The 14,674-nt window shown below is 62.2% G+C and carries 16 protein-coding genes; 13 read left to right on the forward strand and 3 right to left on the reverse strand.

The window, feature by feature from the left end; translation table 11 throughout:
• Nucleotides 1-58: 58 nt before the first annotated feature.
• Nucleotides 59-1,288: a phosphoglycerate dehydrogenase gene (gene serA / locus DNK89_RS08490; RefSeq protein ID WP_110959696.1), complete on the reverse strand. Its 1,230-nt coding sequence runs from the start codon at nt 1,286-1,288 to the stop codon at nt 59-61.
• A gap of 300 nt (nt 1,289-1,588) precedes the next feature.
• Between serA and ugpB the strand changes: the two genes are divergently transcribed.
• The 6 genes from ugpB (at nt 1,589) to ugpQ (ending at nt 6,961) form a co-directional block, all read left to right on the forward strand.
• The gene (gene ugpB / locus DNK89_RS08495) at nt 1,589-2,902 is read left to right on the forward strand and encodes a sn-glycerol-3-phosphate ABC transporter substrate-binding protein UgpB (protein ID WP_110959697.1); all 1,314 of its coding nucleotides are present in this window, start codon (nt 1,589-1,591) and stop codon (nt 2,900-2,902) included.
• Between the two features lie 120 nt (nt 2,903-3,022).
• On the forward strand, nt 3,023-3,904 hold the full coding sequence (gene ugpA / locus DNK89_RS08500) for a sn-glycerol-3-phosphate ABC transporter permease UgpA (RefSeq protein WP_015012736.1): 882 nt from the start codon (nt 3,023-3,025) through the stop codon (nt 3,902-3,904).
• Between the two features lies 1 nt (nt 3,905).
• On the forward strand, nt 3,906-4,757 hold the full coding sequence (gene ugpE, locus DNK89_RS08505; protein ID WP_015012735.1) for a sn-glycerol-3-phosphate ABC transporter permease UgpE: 852 nt from the start codon (nt 3,906-3,908) through the stop codon (nt 4,755-4,757).
• Between the two features lie 62 nt (nt 4,758-4,819).
• On the forward strand, nt 4,820-5,830 hold the full coding sequence (locus DNK89_RS08510; protein ID WP_015012734.1) for a sn-glycerol-3-phosphate import ATP-binding protein UgpC: 1,011 nt from the start codon (nt 4,820-4,822) through the stop codon (nt 5,828-5,830).
• A gap of 4 nt (nt 5,831-5,834) precedes the next feature.
• A complete protein-coding gene (locus DNK89_RS08515; RefSeq protein WP_110959698.1) occupies nt 5,835-6,203 on the forward strand; it encodes a VOC family protein in 369 nt (122 codons plus the stop codon).
• The gene (gene ugpQ, locus DNK89_RS08520; RefSeq protein ID WP_110959699.1) at nt 6,200-6,961 is read left to right on the forward strand and encodes a glycerophosphodiester phosphodiesterase; all 762 of its coding nucleotides are present in this window, start codon (nt 6,200-6,202) and stop codon (nt 6,959-6,961) included. Before DNK89_RS08515 ends, ugpQ begins: the two co-directional genes overlap by 4 nt.
• A gap of 114 nt (nt 6,962-7,075) precedes the next feature.
• Here ugpQ and DNK89_RS08525 read toward each other — a convergent pair whose 3' ends face one another.
• Together DNK89_RS08525 and DNK89_RS08530 are read right to left on the reverse strand one after the other, a co-directional pair.
• Complete coding sequence (locus DNK89_RS08525; protein ID WP_110959700.1) at nt 7,076-8,044, reverse strand: tripartite tricarboxylate transporter substrate binding protein; 969 nt, start codon at nt 8,042-8,044, stop codon at nt 7,076-7,078.
• Nucleotides 8,045-8,215: 171 nt separating this feature from the next.
• Nucleotides 8,216-8,494: a hypothetical protein gene (locus DNK89_RS08530; RefSeq protein WP_110959701.1), complete on the reverse strand. Its 279-nt coding sequence runs from the start codon at nt 8,492-8,494 to the stop codon at nt 8,216-8,218.
• 72 nt (nt 8,495-8,566) lie between these two features.
• Here DNK89_RS08530 and hemA point away from each other — a divergent pair, with 72 nt between their 5' ends.
• The 7 genes from hemA (at nt 8,567) to DNK89_RS24240 (ending at nt 14,632) form a co-directional block, all read left to right on the forward strand.
• The gene (hemA, locus tag DNK89_RS08535; RefSeq protein WP_110959702.1) at nt 8,567-9,886 is read left to right on the forward strand and encodes a glutamyl-tRNA reductase; all 1,320 of its coding nucleotides are present in this window, start codon (nt 8,567-8,569) and stop codon (nt 9,884-9,886) included.
• A 113-nt stretch (nt 9,887-9,999) separates the two neighbouring features.
• The gene (prfA, locus tag DNK89_RS08540; protein ID WP_015012728.1) at nt 10,000-11,088 is read left to right on the forward strand and encodes a peptide chain release factor 1; all 1,089 of its coding nucleotides are present in this window, start codon (nt 10,000-10,002) and stop codon (nt 11,086-11,088) included.
• A 72-nt stretch (nt 11,089-11,160) separates the two neighbouring features.
• Complete coding sequence (prmC, locus tag DNK89_RS08545) at nt 11,161-12,015, forward strand: peptide chain release factor N(5)-glutamine methyltransferase (RefSeq protein ID WP_110959703.1); 855 nt, start codon at nt 11,161-11,163, stop codon at nt 12,013-12,015.
• Between the two features lie 64 nt (nt 12,016-12,079).
• Entirely contained in the window at nt 12,080-12,403 is a 324-nt protein-coding gene (gene grxD, locus DNK89_RS08550; RefSeq protein WP_015012726.1) for a Grx4 family monothiol glutaredoxin, read from the forward strand.
• Between the two features lie 197 nt (nt 12,404-12,600).
• Nucleotides 12,601-12,954, forward strand: coding sequence for a hypothetical protein (locus tag DNK89_RS24230; RefSeq protein WP_153064269.1), 354 nt, complete (start codon nt 12,601-12,603; stop codon nt 12,952-12,954).
• Nucleotides 12,955-12,998: 44 nt separating this feature from the next.
• Nucleotides 12,999-13,730, forward strand: coding sequence for a hypothetical protein (locus tag DNK89_RS24235; protein ID WP_153064270.1), 732 nt, complete (start codon nt 12,999-13,001; stop codon nt 13,728-13,730).
• A 35-nt stretch (nt 13,731-13,765) separates the two neighbouring features.
• Entirely contained in the window at nt 13,766-14,632 is an 867-nt protein-coding gene (locus DNK89_RS24240; protein ID WP_153064271.1) for a hypothetical protein, read from the forward strand.
• The last annotated feature ends 42 nt before the right edge of the window (nt 14,633-14,674 follow it).

Consider the following 14,674-nt stretch of genomic DNA (forward strand, 5'->3'; position numbering starts at 1 on the left):
GCCTATGGCTTGCCGGGCCAGGGCTGCCCGGCTGAGCCGAAGCAGCCTTGCCTGAGCCTCAGAACAGCACGCGGCTGCGCAGGGTGCCGCTCACCCGGGCCAGCTTGTCCAGCGCCAGGTCGGACGAGGCAGCGTCGATGTCGATCACCACATAGCCGATCTTCTCGTTGGTCTGCAGGTACTGGGCCGAGACATTGATGGCGTTGTCCGAGAAGATGCGGTTGATCTCGGACAGCACGCCCGGCACGTTGCGGTGGATGTGCAGCAGGCGGTGCTTGCCGGGGTGGGCCGGCAGCGCCACCTCGGGGAAGTTGACCGACGAGGTGCTGGTGCCGTTGTCGCTGTACTTCACCAGCTTCTCGGCCACCTCCAGGCCAATGTTGGCCTGCGCCTCCATGGTGGAGCCGCCGATGTGCGGGGTCAGGATCACGTTGTCCAGCCCGCGCAGAGGCGACTGGAACTCGTCCTTGTTGGTACGTGGCTCGACCGGGAACACGTCGATGGCGGCGCCCAGCAGCTTCTTGGCTTGGAGGGCCGCAGCCAGCGCCTCAATATCCACCACCGTGCCGCGCGCGGCGTTGATGAGGATGCCGCCCGGCTTCATGGCAGCGATCTCGGCGGCGCCGATCATGCCCTCGGTGGACGGCAGCTCGGGCACGTGCAGGCTCACGATGTCGCTCTGGCCCAGCAGGTCGTGCAGGTGTTGCACCTGCCGCGCATTGCCCAGAGGCAGCTTGTTGACCACATCAAAGAACGCCACGTGCATGCCCAGCGCCTCGGCCAGCACCGACAGCTGCGTGCCGATGGAGCCATAACCCACGATACCCAGGGTCTTGCCGCGGATCTCGTAGGCGTTATCGGCGCTCTTGAGCCAGCCGCCGCGGTGCGCCACGGCGTTCTTCTCGGGCACGCCGCGCAGCAGCAGGATGGCCTCGGCCAGCACCAGCTCGGCCACAGAGCGAGTGTTGGAGTACGGAGCATTGAAGACAGCAATGCCCCGCTCGCGCGCCGCATTCAGGTCCACCTGGTTGGTGCCAATACAAAAGCAGCCCACGGCCACCAGCTTGTGGGCCTGGGCAAACACCTCTTCGGTGAGCTGGGTGCGCGAACGGATGCCCACAAAGTGCACATCGGCGATCTTGCGCTTGAGTTCCTCGTCAGACAGCGCACCGGACACCGTCTCGATCTGCGTATAGCCCGCCGCCCGGATCACATCCACTGCGGAGGAGTGGATGCCTTCGAGCAGAAGAAACTTGATCTTGTTCTTGTCGAGCGAATTGGTGGCCATGGCGATGAAGGAGAAGGGGTGAAAGAAGGAAACGTCCGGCGCGCGACGGCGCGAACGAACCGAGGGTGTCCACGCAGGTGAACAGTCACCAGCATGGTGCATTGCACAAAACCTTGCAAGCCTCGGCAAATGCGCCACACCTTGTCACAAAAAGGTCACAATCGCACCCCTCACGGGTAACCCAAGGGGTTTCCCCGGTTGATGCATGGCGTGAGGTCATGCGACAACGACATATCAATGTCACAAAGGCTGCATAGCATCCGGCCCTTGTGCTTTTCGTCATCCTCGGAGGAAATATTCATGAAAACGAAGCTTCTGGCGGTCTGTGCTGCTGTTGCCATGTCGGTCTGCGTGCCTGCACAAGCGCAGGCTCCCATTGAGATCCAATGGTGGCACTCGATGAGTGCAGCGCTGGGCGACTGGGTCAATGACCTGGCCAAGCAATACAACGCCAGCCAGACCCAGTACAAGGTCGTGCCCACGTACAAGGGCCAGTATGACGAATCGATGACCGGTGCCATCGCCGCCTTCCGCGCCGGCAATGCTCCCCACATCCTGCAGGTGTTCGAAGTGGGCACCGCCACCATGATGGCCAGCAAGGGCGCCATCGTGCCTGCGGCCAAGGTGCTGAACGACGCAGGCTTCAAGTTTGAGCCCACCGAATACGTGTCGGCCGTGGCCGGCTACTACACCGCCCCCAACGGCCAGATGCTGAGCTACCCGCTCAACAGCTCCACCACCATCTTCTATTACAACAAGGACGCCTTCAAGAAAGCCGGCCTGGACGCCGACAAGCCGCCCAAGACCTGGCCCGAAGTGTTCGCTGCCGCCTCCAAGCTGAAGGCCAGCGGCCACAGCTGCCCGTTCACCACCAGCTGGGTGAGCTGGACGCAGCTGGAGAGCTTCTCGCTGTGGCACAACACCCTGTTCGCATCGAAGAACAACGGCTTTGATGGCAACGACGCCCAGCTGCAGATCAACACCCCCCTGCACGTGCGCCACTTCGAGAACCTGGCCAAGGCCTCCAAGGAAGGCAGCTTCGTCTACAAGGGCCGCAACAACACCGCCGATGCATCCTTCCCCTCCGGTGAATGCGCCATGATCACCGGCTCGTCGGGCCTGTACGCCCGCGTGGCCAAGGAAGCCAAGTTTGCCTACGGCATCTCCACCCTGCCCTACTACCCTGACGTGAAGGGTGCCCCCCAGAACACCGCCATCGGTGGTGCCAGCCTGTGGGTGATGGCCGGCAAGAAGCCCGAGGAATACAAGGGCGTGGCCAGCTTCCTGAACTTCCTGAACGACACCAAGGTGCAGGCCGCCAGCCACCAGCGCACGGGCTACCTGCCTGTGACCATGGGCGCGTACAAGCTCACAGAGGCCTCCGGTTTCTATGACAAGAACCCCGGCACCGATGTGGCCGTGACGCAGATGATCCGCAAGGCCACCGACAAGTCGCGCGGCATCCGCCTGGGCAACTTCGTGCAGATCCGCACGATCATCGACGAGGAAACCGAACAGATCTGGTCGGGTAAGAAGTCGCCCAAGGAAGCCCTGGACACCGCTGTGACCCGTGGCAACGAACAACTGGCCCGCTTCGCACGCGCCAACAAGTAAGTACGGTCCACCATCTGTCGGTGCCGCCCTGCCCCACAGCAGGGTGACACCGAAAGCCCGCCGCCCCGTCAACCAGCATGGTTCACGGGGCGGCGGGGTTTTCTTTTTGAGAGTTTCGTCATGGAAAAACGCGTACTTTTCCGCTCTGCATGGCTGCCCTGGGTGCTTCTGGCGCCGCAGCTGGTCATCATCAGCGTGTTCTTCTTCTGGCCCGCAGGCCAAGCCCTGGTGCAGTCGTTCCAGATGCAGGACAGCTTTGGCATGTCCACCGAATGGGTGGGGCTGGACAACTTCAAGGCCCTGTTCGAGGACCCAGGCTACCTGGCCTCGTTCAAGACCACGGCCTTCTTCTCGATCCTGGTGGCGGTGGTGGGCATTGGCCTGTCGCTGATCCTCGCCATCTTTGCCGACCGCATCATCAAGGGCGCCATCGTCTACAAGACCGCCCTGCTGCTGCCCTACGCCGTGGCCCCTGCAGTGGCAGGCGTGTTGTGGATGTTCATGTTCTCCCCCTCGCTGGGCGTGGTGGCGTACATGCTGCGCCAGTCGGGCTTTGACTGGAACCACATGCTCAACTCCGACCACGCGATGACGCTGATCGTGATTGCTGCGGTGTGGAAGCAGATCTCCTACAACTTCCTGTTTTTCCTCGCAGGCCTGCAGTCCATCCCCAAGTCGCTGATCGAAGCCGCTGCCATCGACGGCGCTGGCCCCTGGCGCCGGTTCTGGAGCATCCAGTTCCCGCTGCTGTCGCCCACGACGTTCTTCCTGCTGGTGATCAACGTCGTGTACGCGTTCTTCGACACCTTTGCCATCGTTGATTCGACCACCCAGGGCGGCCCCGGGCGCGACACCTCCATCCTGGTCTACAAGGTCTACCACGACGGTTTCAAGGCCATGGACATGGGCGGTTCGGCCGCACAGTCGGTGGTGCTGATGGCCATCGTCGTGGTGCTGACGGTCATCCAATTCCGCTACGTCGAAAAGAAAGTGCAGTACTGAAATGGTTGAACGTAGTCCCTACCTCACCGCGTTCTCGCACCTCATCATGGTGCTGGGCGTGATCATCGTCGGCTTTCCGCTGTACCTGGCCTTCGTCGCCTCCACGCACACGGCGCAGGACATCGTGCAGGTGCCCATGCCCATGGTGCCCGGCAGCAACTTCTGGCAGACCTACCACGATGCGCTGTTTGGCGGCGGCTCAGGCCCCGGCTCCAGCGCCCCCGTGGCCCGCATGATGTGGGTGAGTTTCATCACCGCCATCGTCATCACCCTGGGCAAGATCGCCATCTCGCTGCTGTCGGCGTTTGCCATCGTGTATTTCCGCTTTCCCTTCAAGGGCATCTGCTTCTGGCTGATCTTCATCACGCTGATGCTGCCGGTGGAAGTGCGCATCGGGCCCACTTACCAGGTCGTGTCCAACCTGGGCATGCTCAACACCTACGCGGGCCTGACCGTGCCGCTGATCGCCTCGGCCACTGCCACCTTCCTGTTCCGGCAGTTCTTCCTGACGGTGCCCGATGAGCTGGTGGAGGCCGCACGCGTGGACGGCGCCGGCCCCATGCGCTTCTTCAAGGACATCCTGGTGCCGCTGTCGCGCACCTCGATTGCCGCGCTGTTCGTGATCCAGTTCATCTACGGCTGGAACCAGTACCTCTGGCCGCTGCTGGTGACAACGTCCGAAGACATGTACCCCGTGGTGATCGGCATCAAGCGCATGCTGGCCGGCGGCGACGCGGGCAACGAGTGGAACATCGTGATGGCCACGGCCCTGCTGGCCATGCTGCCGCCCGCCTTTGTGGTGGTGGTGATGCAGCGCTGGTTCGTCAAGGGCCTGGTGGATACCGAAAAATAAGACAAAAACCCCTGCAAGCGCTTGTTCAATAAGCCCCTGTAGCTATCAAATTCATTGCACATATGGCATCCCTCTCTCTTCGCAACATCGTCAAGCGCTACGGCGTGGGCCCCAAGGCCAACCAGGTCATCCACGGCGTGAACGCCGAGATCAAGGACGGCGAGTTCGTCGTCATCGTCGGCCCCTCGGGCTGCGGCAAGTCCACCCTGCTGCGCATGGTGGCGGGCCTGGAAGAAATCTCCGGCGGCGAACTGCGCATCGGCGACCGCGTGGTCAACGACCTGGAACCCGCCCAGCGCGACATCGCCATGGTGTTCCAGAACTATGCGCTGTACCCGCACATGACGAACTACGAGAACATGGCCTACGGCCTGAAGATCGCCAAGGTGCCCAAGGAAGAAATCCAGCGCCGCGTGGACAAGGCCGCCAAGATCCTCGAACTCTCGCACCTGCTGGAGCGCAAGCCGCGCGAACTGTCCGGCGGCCAGCGCCAGCGCGTGGCCATGGGCCGCGCCATCGTGCGCCAGCCGCAAGTCTTCCTGTTTGACGAGCCCTTGTCCAACCTGGACGCCAAGCTGCGCGCCCAGACCCGCCTGGAGATCCAGAAGTTGCACCGCGAGTTGGGCATCACCAGCCTGTTCGTGACGCACGATCAGGTCGAAGCCATGACGCTGGCCCAGCGCATGATCGTAATGAACGCAGGCAACATGGAACAGTTCGGCACGCCCGAAGAGGTTTATCACACGCCCGCCTCCACCTTCGTGGCCAGCTTCATCGGCTCGCCTCCCATGAACCTGCTCAAGAACGCCCCGGGCGCCAAGCCCGGCACCATCCTGGGCATCCGCCCCGAGCATCTGGACGTGGGCAGCGAGGGCTGGGCCGTCACGGTCGAAACCGTGGAGCTGCTGGGCGCCGAGCGCCTGATCTACGGGCGCCTCAACGGCGAGCAGATCATCGTGCGCGTGGAAGAAGGCACCCACGCGCCGCAGCCCGACGCGGTGATCCATGTGCTGCCGCGCCCGGACCGCCTGCATGCGTTCGATGCCACCACGGGCAAACGCATCCCCGGCTGAGCCTGTGCAGCCGGGTGAAGCCGTCCGCGCCGGGCAAGGCATTCTCGCCACCGTGCCGGTGCTGGCCTCGCTGCACCTGGCGGAAACCCGGCAGTTCTACGTCGAACGGCTGGGCTTCACCGCGCTGCTGGAGATGGACAACTACCTGATCCTGCAGCGCGACGGGTGCGAACTGCACTTCTGGCACTGCACCGAGCGCCACATTGCAGAAAACACCTCGTGCTACGTGCGTGCAGACACTGACTTGCTGCACGCGGATTTCACGGCACGGGGCCTGCAACTGGCGCCCCCTACCGTCCAGCCCTGGGGCATGAAGGAGATGTTCGTCATCGACCCCCACGGCAACCTGCTGAAATTTGGTGAACCCGCATGAGCGCACCCTCTTCCCCCCTCGTCCCGTGGCCCTACCCCCGCTGGATCGCCCACCGCGGCGCTGGCAAGCTGGCCCCTGAAAACACCCTGGCCGCGTTCCGGCTGGGCGCCCAGTACGGCTACCGCATGTTCGAGTGCGACGCCAAGCTGAGTGCCGACGGCGTGCCCTTTCTGATGCACGACGCCACGCTGGAGCGCACGACCAACCGCCACGGCACCGGCGGCGACCGGCCCTGGGCCGAGCTCGCCCAGCTGGACGCCGGCGGCTGGCACTCTCGCAGCTACGCGGGCGAGCCCCTGCCCACGCTGGAGAACCTGGCGCGCTACTGCATCGCCAACGGTTTTTTCCTGAACATCGAGATCAAGCCCACGCCGGGGCAGGAAGAAGTGACTGGCCGCGTGGTAGGTGAATACGCCGCACGGCTGTGGCAAGGCCAGCCTGTGCCGCCCCTGTTCTCGTCATTCAAGCCCGAGGCACTGGCCGGTGCCATGGCCACCGCCCCCCACATACCCCGCGCGCTGCTCATCGACGCGCTGTGGGACGGGTGTTTGGACAGGGCCCAGGCGCTGGGCTGCGTGGCCATCGTGTGCAACCACGCGCTGTGGGACCAGGCCCTGGTGGCCCAAGTGCACAGCCTGGGCATGCGAACGCTGAGCTACACGGTGAATGACGACTGGGCAGCGCAGCGCCTCATCGCCCTGGGGACTGACGGCATCATCACCGACCGGGTGGATTTTTTCTCGCCTGCCAAGCCATAGGGCACCACTTCAGCAAAACACCCCCCTCCCAATCCAGCGGCCACCGTGGGCCGGCCTCACCGGGCCACCGGTGGCGTCCCCCTTCAGGGGGAAGGCGCTTAGCGCCTCAGGGGGTCAATCCATCTTCGCGCCGGACTTCTTGACGGCATCCGTCCAGCGCGGCATCTCGGCGGCCAGGAACTTGGCAAAGTCGTCTGCGCCCAGAAACGCCGGGTCTGCGCCCTGGCTCACCATGCGGTTGCGCACGTCGGGCATCTGCAGCACCTGGCCAAAGGAGTCACTGAGCTTGTTGACCACGTCCTTGGGCGTGCCTGCGGGTGCCAGAAAGCCGTAGAAGCCCACCACCTCAAAGCCCTTGATGCCGCTCTCGATCACCGTGGGCACCTCGGGCAGTGCAGGGTTGCGCTCCTTGCTGGTCACGGCCAGGGCGCGCACCTTGCCTTGCTTGTGGTACGACGCAGCCTGCGGAATGCTCTCGGCCATGAACTGCACCTGCCCGCCCATGAGGTCGGTGAACGCGGGCGCGCTGCCCCGGTAGGGGATGTGCACCATGAACAGGCCCGTGGCGGTCTTGAACATCTCGGGCACCAGGTGGCTGATGCCGCCATTGCCCGCCGAGCCAAAGTTGACCTGGCCGGGCCGCGACTTGGCATAGGCCATGAACTCCTGGAGGTTCTTGGCGGGCACGCTCGGGTTGACCAGCAAGGCCAGCGGCTGCATGGCCGTACGTGCCACGGGCACAAAGTCCTTCAGGGTCGCGTAGGGCAAGCGGCTGTACAGCGCGGGATTGATGACCATCACGCCCGTGTTGGCCAGCATGATGGTGTGGCCGTCCGGCGGCGCTCTCATGACCTCCTGCGCGCCCACGGTGCCACCGGCACCGGCCTTGTAGTCCATCACCACCGGCTGGCCCAGCACAGTCTGCAGCTTGTCGGACAGCAGGCGCGCATGCTGGTCCAGTGGCCCGCCGGCGGGGAAGCCCACCACGATACGAACCGGCTTGGACGGAAACGCCTGCGCATGCACGGCGGCAGACAAGGCCAGGCCCGCGGCCAGGGTGATGCAGGTACGCAGCAGCTTCATGGGGGTGTCTCCAGCTTTGGTTATGGGTGTGAGGGATGCTTGCCGCCTCCGCCGACGCGGACCATGGCGGTCGCATGGGAAGATGCAAAGAGGCTATCAGACACCAGGGCACGGCAGCCCTCCAGAGCACCTCTCGCAAACCCTAAAAAATGCGACGGCTTGCTGAAAGCTTCAGGCCTTCCAGCCCCGCACCAGCACCCACTGGCAGGTGGCGCAGGCCACGACCAGCGCGGCATAGGTGAGCATCTTGCCGTCGCGCCCCCACAGCACCAGCCCTGCCGCGAGCACCGCCACCCCTACGGCAAACAGAATCGCCCCACGCAGCCACACCGACATCGCAGAGGCGCTGCGCGAGCCCACCAGGCGGCCCGAAAGCACCAGCACGAGCGCCACGGCGGCAGCGGGTGCAACAAAGTTGAGGAGGTGGTTGACGATGTCCAGCGGACCCATGGAATTGACCCAAATCAAGGCTTGAACAAGCAAGGCCGCCTGTTCGGGCCAACAATTTTATAATTGCAGCTTATGGCAGTCTGGGCCCTCGGCATCAACCACACCACCGCGCCGCTCGATCTGCGTGGCCGGTTTGCGTTTGCGCTCGACCAGATTGCGCCCACATTGCAGGGTTTGCGCCAGTCGCTGGGCAGCAACACCCGGCACCCTGGGGTGGAAACCGCCATCATTTCCACCTGCAACCGCACCGAGATTTACTGCGCTGCCGAAGCGCCGGCCATGGACCACACGCTGGGTTGGCTGGCCCAAAGCGGTGGCGTGAGCCCCGCGCTGCTGCGCTCGCACTCTTACACCCTCGAAGACAGCCTCGTCGCCCGCCACGCCTTCCGCGTGGCCAGCGGCCTCGATTCGATGGTGCTGGGCGAGGCCCAGATCCTGGGCCAGATGAAAGACGCCGTGCGCGCCGCCGAAACGGCAGGCGCACTGGGCACCACGCTCAACCAGCTGTTCCAGCGCAGCTTTGCCGTGGCCAAGGAAGTGCGCACCAGCACCGAGATCGGCGCGCACAGCATCAGCATGGCCGCCGCCGCCGTGCGCCTGGCCAGCCAGCTGTTTGAAGACCTCTCCAAGATCCGCGTGCTGTTTGTGGGCGCGGGCGAGATGATCGAGCTGTGCGCCACGCACTTCGCCGCCAAGAACCCGAAGGCCATCGCCATTGCCAACCGCACGCTGGAGCGCGGCGAAAAGCTCGCCACCCGCTTTGGCGGTGAGGTGATGCGCCTGGCCGACCTGCCCGAGCGCCTGCACGAGTTCGACGCCGTCATCAGCTGCACCGCCAGCAGCCTGCCCATCATCGGCCTGGGCGCTGTGGAGCGCGCTTTGAAGAAGCGCCGCCACCGCCCCATCTTCATGGTGGACCTGGCTGTGCCGCGCGACATCGAGCCCGAGGTGAAAGCCCTGGGCGATGTGTATCTCTACACCGTGGACGACCTGGCCACCGTAGTGCAGACCGCGCAGGCCAACCGTCAGGCCGCCGTGGCGCAGGCCGAGGCCATCATCGATGCCGGTGTGCAGAGCTTCATGCACTGGATGGAGTTGCGCAGCCCCGCGGCTGCCGAGGGCGGCGTGGTGCCGCTGATCCAGCAGCTCAACGCCCAGACGGACGAATGGCGCGCGCTGGAAATCGCCCGCGCCAAGAAGCTGCTGGCCAAGGGCGAGGACGTGGACGCCGTGCTCGAAGCCCTCTCGCGCGGCCTCACACAAAAGATGCTGCACGGCACCCTGGCCGAGCTGCGCGCGGGCGATGCCGAGATGCGCGCCCAGACGGCCCAGACCGTCTCGCGCCTTTTCCTGCGCTCGCAAAGCAAGACCCCCCACAACAACGGCCTGTAGCGGCGCTCGCCCGCTCCGCAGCCGTTCCGATTTGAGTCAAATCGGCCCCAAGCGCATGACATATATGCGCAACCAGCTACTAAATATGTAGCAGATCTTTTTCCCAGAATTCCATGAAACCCTTTCTCCGAAGCCAGCTGGAGCGCTACGCACAGCGCCTGGGCGAACTCGACTTTCTGCTCTCGCGCGAAGACATCATGAGCGACATGGCGCAGTACCGGCGCATCTCCGTGGAGCATGCCGAGGTCACGCAGGTCGCAGGCCGCTACGCCCGCTACCAGCAGCGCGAGGCCGACCTCGCGGGTGCCCGCGAGATGCTGGCCGACCCCGACATGGCCGAGATGGCACAGGAAGAAATCACCAGCGCCGAGGCCGAGTTGGTGCAGCTGGAGGATGAACTCCAGCGCCTGCTGCTGCCCAAGGACCCCGACGATGCGCGCAATGCCTTCGTCGAAATCCGCGCGGGCACGGGCGGCGATGAATCCGCCCTGTTCGCCGCCGACCTGACCCGCATGTACACCCGCTATGCCGCTACCCAGGGCTGGAAGGTGGAGATCATGAGCGCCAACGAAAGCGAGCTGGGGGGCTACAAGGAAATCGTGCTGCGTGTGGAAGGTGACCATGTGTACGGCGCGCTCAAGTTCGAATCCGGCGGCCACCGCGTGCAGCGCGTGCCCGCCACCGAGACGCAGGGCCGCATCCACACCAGCGCCTGCACCGTGGCCGTGATGCCCGAGCCTGACGAGCACCAGGCCATCACGCTGAACCCGGCCGACCTGCGCATTGACACCTTCCGCGCCAGCGGCGCGGGCGGTCAGCACATCAACAAGACCGACTCTGCCGTGCGCGTGGTGCACTTGCCCACCGGCATCGTGGCCGAATGCCAGGACGGCCGCAGCCAGCACAGCAACAAGGCCAAGGCGCTGCAGGTGCTGCAGGCCCGCATCCAGGAGAAAGAGCGCAGCGAACGCGCCGCCAAGGAGGCCGCGCTGCGCAAGGGCCTGATCGGCAGCGGCGACCGCAGCGACCGCATCCGCACCTACAACTTCCCGCAGGGGCGCCTGACCGACCACCGCATCAACCTCACGCTGTACAAGCTGCTGGCCGTGATGGAAGGCGACCTGGGCGATGTGCTGCAGGCCCTGCAGCATGCCCGCGAGGCCGAGCAGCTGGAAGAGCTGGAGATGGGCGCCACCGGGTGAGCCAGGCCAGAATTTGAGACAAATTGGCTGGTAGCGATAGATTCATATGCCGGAACAGCTATCAAAACAATAGTGAATCACACCACCTCCCCCACCCTCGCCCAGGCTTTGGCGCAGGCCCACACCCTGGGCCTGGCGCGTATCGACGCGCAACTGCTGCTGCTGCACGCTGTGGGTCGCCCTGATGCAGGCCGCGCCTGGCTGCTGGCGCACGACTCCGACACCATGCACGAAGCCGTGCACACCCAGTTCATCGCCCTGTGCCAGCGCCGTTTGGCGGGCGAGCCGGTGGCCTACCTCACAGGCCGCAAGGAGTTCTACGGCCTGCCGCTGCAGGTGGACGCGCGCGTGCTGGACCCGCGCCCGGACACCGAAACCTTGGTGGACTGGGCGCTGGAGGTGATCGCCCCGCTGGCATCGCCCCGCGTGGTGGACCTGGGCACCGGCAGCGGTGCGATTGCCCTGGCGCTGCAAAGCCAGCGTACCGACGCCCAGGTGCTGGCGGTAGATGCCAGTACCGATGCGCTGGCCGTGGCGCGGTCGAATGCCGAGCGGCTGGGCCTGCCCGTGCATTTCCAGCCAGCCAATTGGCTGGCGGGCGTGGAGGGCCCGTTCGATGCCATCGTCTCCAACCCGCCCTACATCCCCAGCGCAGACCCGCACCTGGCCGCGCTGACCCACGAGCCGCTGCAGGCCCTGGCCAGCGGCGCAGACGGCCTGGAAGACCTCCGCACCATCGTGGCCCAGGCGCCCACCCACCTGCGCCCCGGCGGCTGGCTGCTGCTGGAGCATGGCTACGACCAGGCCGAAGCCGTGCAGGCGCTGCTGGCCACCCAGGGGTTTGTGCAGGTACAAAGCCGCAATGACCTCGCTGGCGTTGCGCGTTGCACAGGCGGGCAGTGGCCTGCGGCACAGACAGTGAAATAATCCACCCCATCGCGGGCTCCTTGCCTCCCCCTGCCCGCCAGCCCCCTTACCAGGAGTTTTCCCCATGAGCGACACCCAACAACGCATCGACGCCCTCGTCAAATCCAGCGATATCCTGCTGTTCATGAAGGGCAGCGCCAGCTTCCCCATGTGCGGCTTCTCCGGCCGCGCCATCCAGATCCTGAAGGCCTGCGGCGTGGACCCCAAGAGCGTGGTCACCGTCAACGTGCTGGAAGACGACGAAATCCGCCAGGGCATCAAGGAATACAGCAACTGGCCCACCATCCCGCAGCTGTATGTGAAGGGCGAGTTCATCGGCGGCTCGGACATCATGATGGAGATGTATGAGTCTGGCGAACTCAAGCAAGTGCTGGGCACCGAGGGCTAAAGCCCTAACCCCTACATTCTCCAGCCGCCTTCGGGCGGCTTTTTGCTGCCCAGTCACAACTTGGACATCTCCAAACGCAAGGGCATATCTCACAGCACGTGCCACTGGATATATCGCCATACCGCAATTGCGGTATGGCGCCCGCCTCGTCGCATTTGTAATCTGTAAGCGTTACAACATGCAAGCGAGAAGGCACTATGTACAGAACGTTCGCCACGGCTTGCACGGCTCTTCGCCCCGAAGCCTCTGCAGTACTTGCCTTAAGCCTTGTGGACTGCGCAAACTGGAGTTCGGTGTATCGAAACCAGTTTGTGGTGGACACTTCTGGTGGACGGCAATCCATCGCCATCACCGATGCGAATCAGCGTGCCATTCACTACATCCAGCACGGTTCGGGCGCAAACGCAAAGCTCAAGCTGTGCGCAGAACAGGCTCCTGACATTTTCTCGGTACTAAGCGCTACGGCTTCGGATGAGTTGGCGGTCAGACCCGAGCAGAAAGAATTCGCAACCAAAGCAGCAGCCTTGGCGAAATCAGACGGCGCCATATAGCCGTGGCTTATCCCAGAGACCATCATTCCAAAAAAATAATTACCATGAAAATAGAAAAATCCATTGCCATACTTTTCATCCTAACGGGCAGCATATTAATTTCTCCACATCCTGCACACGCTCAAGGAGGTACATCAGATCAGTGCATAGTAATCCGAGGTGCAACAGGTAACCCCAACTGCTCAGGCTCATCAGGTTCGACGCGCCAGGGGAACAGCAACTCAGCCATCAGAACGCAACAGATACAAAACGCCATTGGCGCATTTGGGGCCGCGATGGAGCAATCCGCCAGACAGCAGGCGGAACGCGAGCGGCAGGAAGATGCGCGGCGCCAGCAGGAAGAGTGGAACCGACAGCAACAAGAGCGTGCGCGCCAGCAGCAGATTAACCAACAGGTGCAGGCCGCCATTCAGCAGGCGCAGCAAGACCCGTCACTCAATCCCTTCGGCAAAGGCGCGGACTCTCCTTTGGCTGGTGGCAATGGCGCTCCTCCTCTAGATCCATCCGCCGACCTGACTGGTCAGTCCTGCAAATGGCTGGTGGTGCGGGACGAGGAAAGCTGCGGGTCGCGTTCGTGCTTTTACAGTGAAGGGCAAACGGTGGCTTTCGGCCCGCACGCCTACCGCTGCGAATCAGGTCGCTGGGCCAAACTGCGAGATTGCAATCAATCCCTCAACGATCTCAGAAAAAAAGAATGCCAGCGAGATATTGTGAATATTTTTGGTACGCCTGGTGCCAAGGAAGTACCTGCGCAAAAAATTCACCAGCAAGATTGACCTCCAAAAATCAACTGAAAATTTTTTAGAAAATCATGAAGCCAAATCCATCAAATATTAAAACAAAAACAATACACTTCTGCATCTTCATTATCGCATTTCAAGCAAATATTGCTACCTCGCAAGAACCCCCGTTCTTAAGAGCAAAAACGGCAACAGATAGCGTGCTAACTGCAAGTGGAGGCTTAAAAAAAGGCATTGGCAAAGCGATGCTTGACCGCTTTAATAGAGATTGTCCCGACTCTTACTCTTCAGGCACAGGAGCTAACGCATCACTTGATAGCCCTGAATTTTATTGTCAACTTCTTGCACGACGAACGGTTGGCGCACTTTTTTATGATGACCTGAGCCAAGAAGCTAAACATCTGTATTCAAAAATGCTGCCAAATGACTTCAAAAACTACTCCAATTTCAATTGCGGATTTCCCTACGTATTCGGCAGTTATGCGATTCAAGGGGCTTATATTGAATACATCTTCGATACTACCAAAGATGCTGCCCAGGCCTACATGTGCAACTTTCTCGTCAATCCACTGGAAAATTATGAGAGCAACAGCAGTTTAAGGCTCTCAGATTTCATTGAATCCACCAAAAATACGAATTCAAAAATCCAGATCGAAACACTATATAACAGCATACTCACCCCAATCGGTAAATTTAATTCAGAAACAATATTCTGGAATGAAAGAATTAAAAATGATTTTTTATCAGAAGACAAAGCAATCTACTGCAAAGCAGTCATTGAATCAGAAAACCGATCTATAAAAGAAGTTACCCTCCTGAAAAATGCCATCAGCCATATGCAAAAAATTAATCTACCCATCAACTTGATAACACCAGTGAAAAATCGAATTAACTTCCTTGAAGGAACATTTGGATCTAGGGCTGGCCAAGGCTGTTAATTTATTAAACTAGTTAGTGCCAGACGCGCGAAGGAAATCAAG

It is taken from the genome of Acidovorax sp. ST3, from assembly GCF_003231145.1.
Classification (GTDB): domain Bacteria; phylum Pseudomonadota; class Gammaproteobacteria; order Burkholderiales; family Burkholderiaceae_C; genus Acidovorax.

Bases quoted from the DNA above. Each gene is read 5' to 3' on its own strand.
- DNK89_RS24230 (WP_153064269.1), top strand. From the start codon at position 12,601: ATGTACAGAACGTTCGCCACGGCTTGCACGGCTCTTCGCCCCGAAGCC.
- ugpE (WP_015012735.1), top strand. From the start codon at position 3,906: ATGGTTGAACGTAGTCCCTACCTCACCGCGTTCTCGCACCTCATCATG.
- prfA (WP_015012728.1), top strand. From the start codon at position 10,000: ATGAAACCCTTTCTCCGAAGCCAGCTGGAGCGCTACGCACAGCGCCTG.
- grxD (WP_015012726.1), top strand. From the start codon at position 12,080: ATGAGCGACACCCAACAACGCATCGACGCCCTCGTCAAATCCAGCGAT.
- DNK89_RS08510 (WP_015012734.1), top strand. From the start codon at position 4,820: ATGGCATCCCTCTCTCTTCGCAACATCGTCAAGCGCTACGGCGTGGGC.
- hemA (WP_110959702.1), top strand. From the start codon at position 8,567: ATGGCAGTCTGGGCCCTCGGCATCAACCACACCACCGCGCCGCTCGAT.
- DNK89_RS08525 (WP_110959700.1), bottom strand. From the start codon at position 8,044: ATGAAGCTGCTGCGTACCTGCATCACCCTGGCCGCGGGCCTGGCCTTG.
- ugpA (WP_015012736.1), top strand. From the start codon at position 3,023: ATGGAAAAACGCGTACTTTTCCGCTCTGCATGGCTGCCCTGGGTGCTT.
- ugpQ (WP_110959699.1), top strand. From the start codon at position 6,200: ATGAGCGCACCCTCTTCCCCCCTCGTCCCGTGGCCCTACCCCCGCTGG.
- serA (WP_110959696.1), bottom strand. From the start codon at position 1,288: ATGGCCACCAATTCGCTCGACAAGAACAAGATCAAGTTTCTTCTGCTC.
- DNK89_RS24240 (WP_153064271.1), top strand. From the start codon at position 13,766: ATGAAGCCAAATCCATCAAATATTAAAACAAAAACAATACACTTCTGC.
- DNK89_RS24235 (WP_153064270.1), top strand. From the start codon at position 12,999: ATGAAAATAGAAAAATCCATTGCCATACTTTTCATCCTAACGGGCAGC.
- ugpB (WP_110959697.1), top strand. From the start codon at position 1,589: ATGAAAACGAAGCTTCTGGCGGTCTGTGCTGCTGTTGCCATGTCGGTC.
- DNK89_RS08530 (WP_110959701.1), bottom strand. From the start codon at position 8,494: ATGGGTCCGCTGGACATCGTCAACCACCTCCTCAACTTTGTTGCACCC.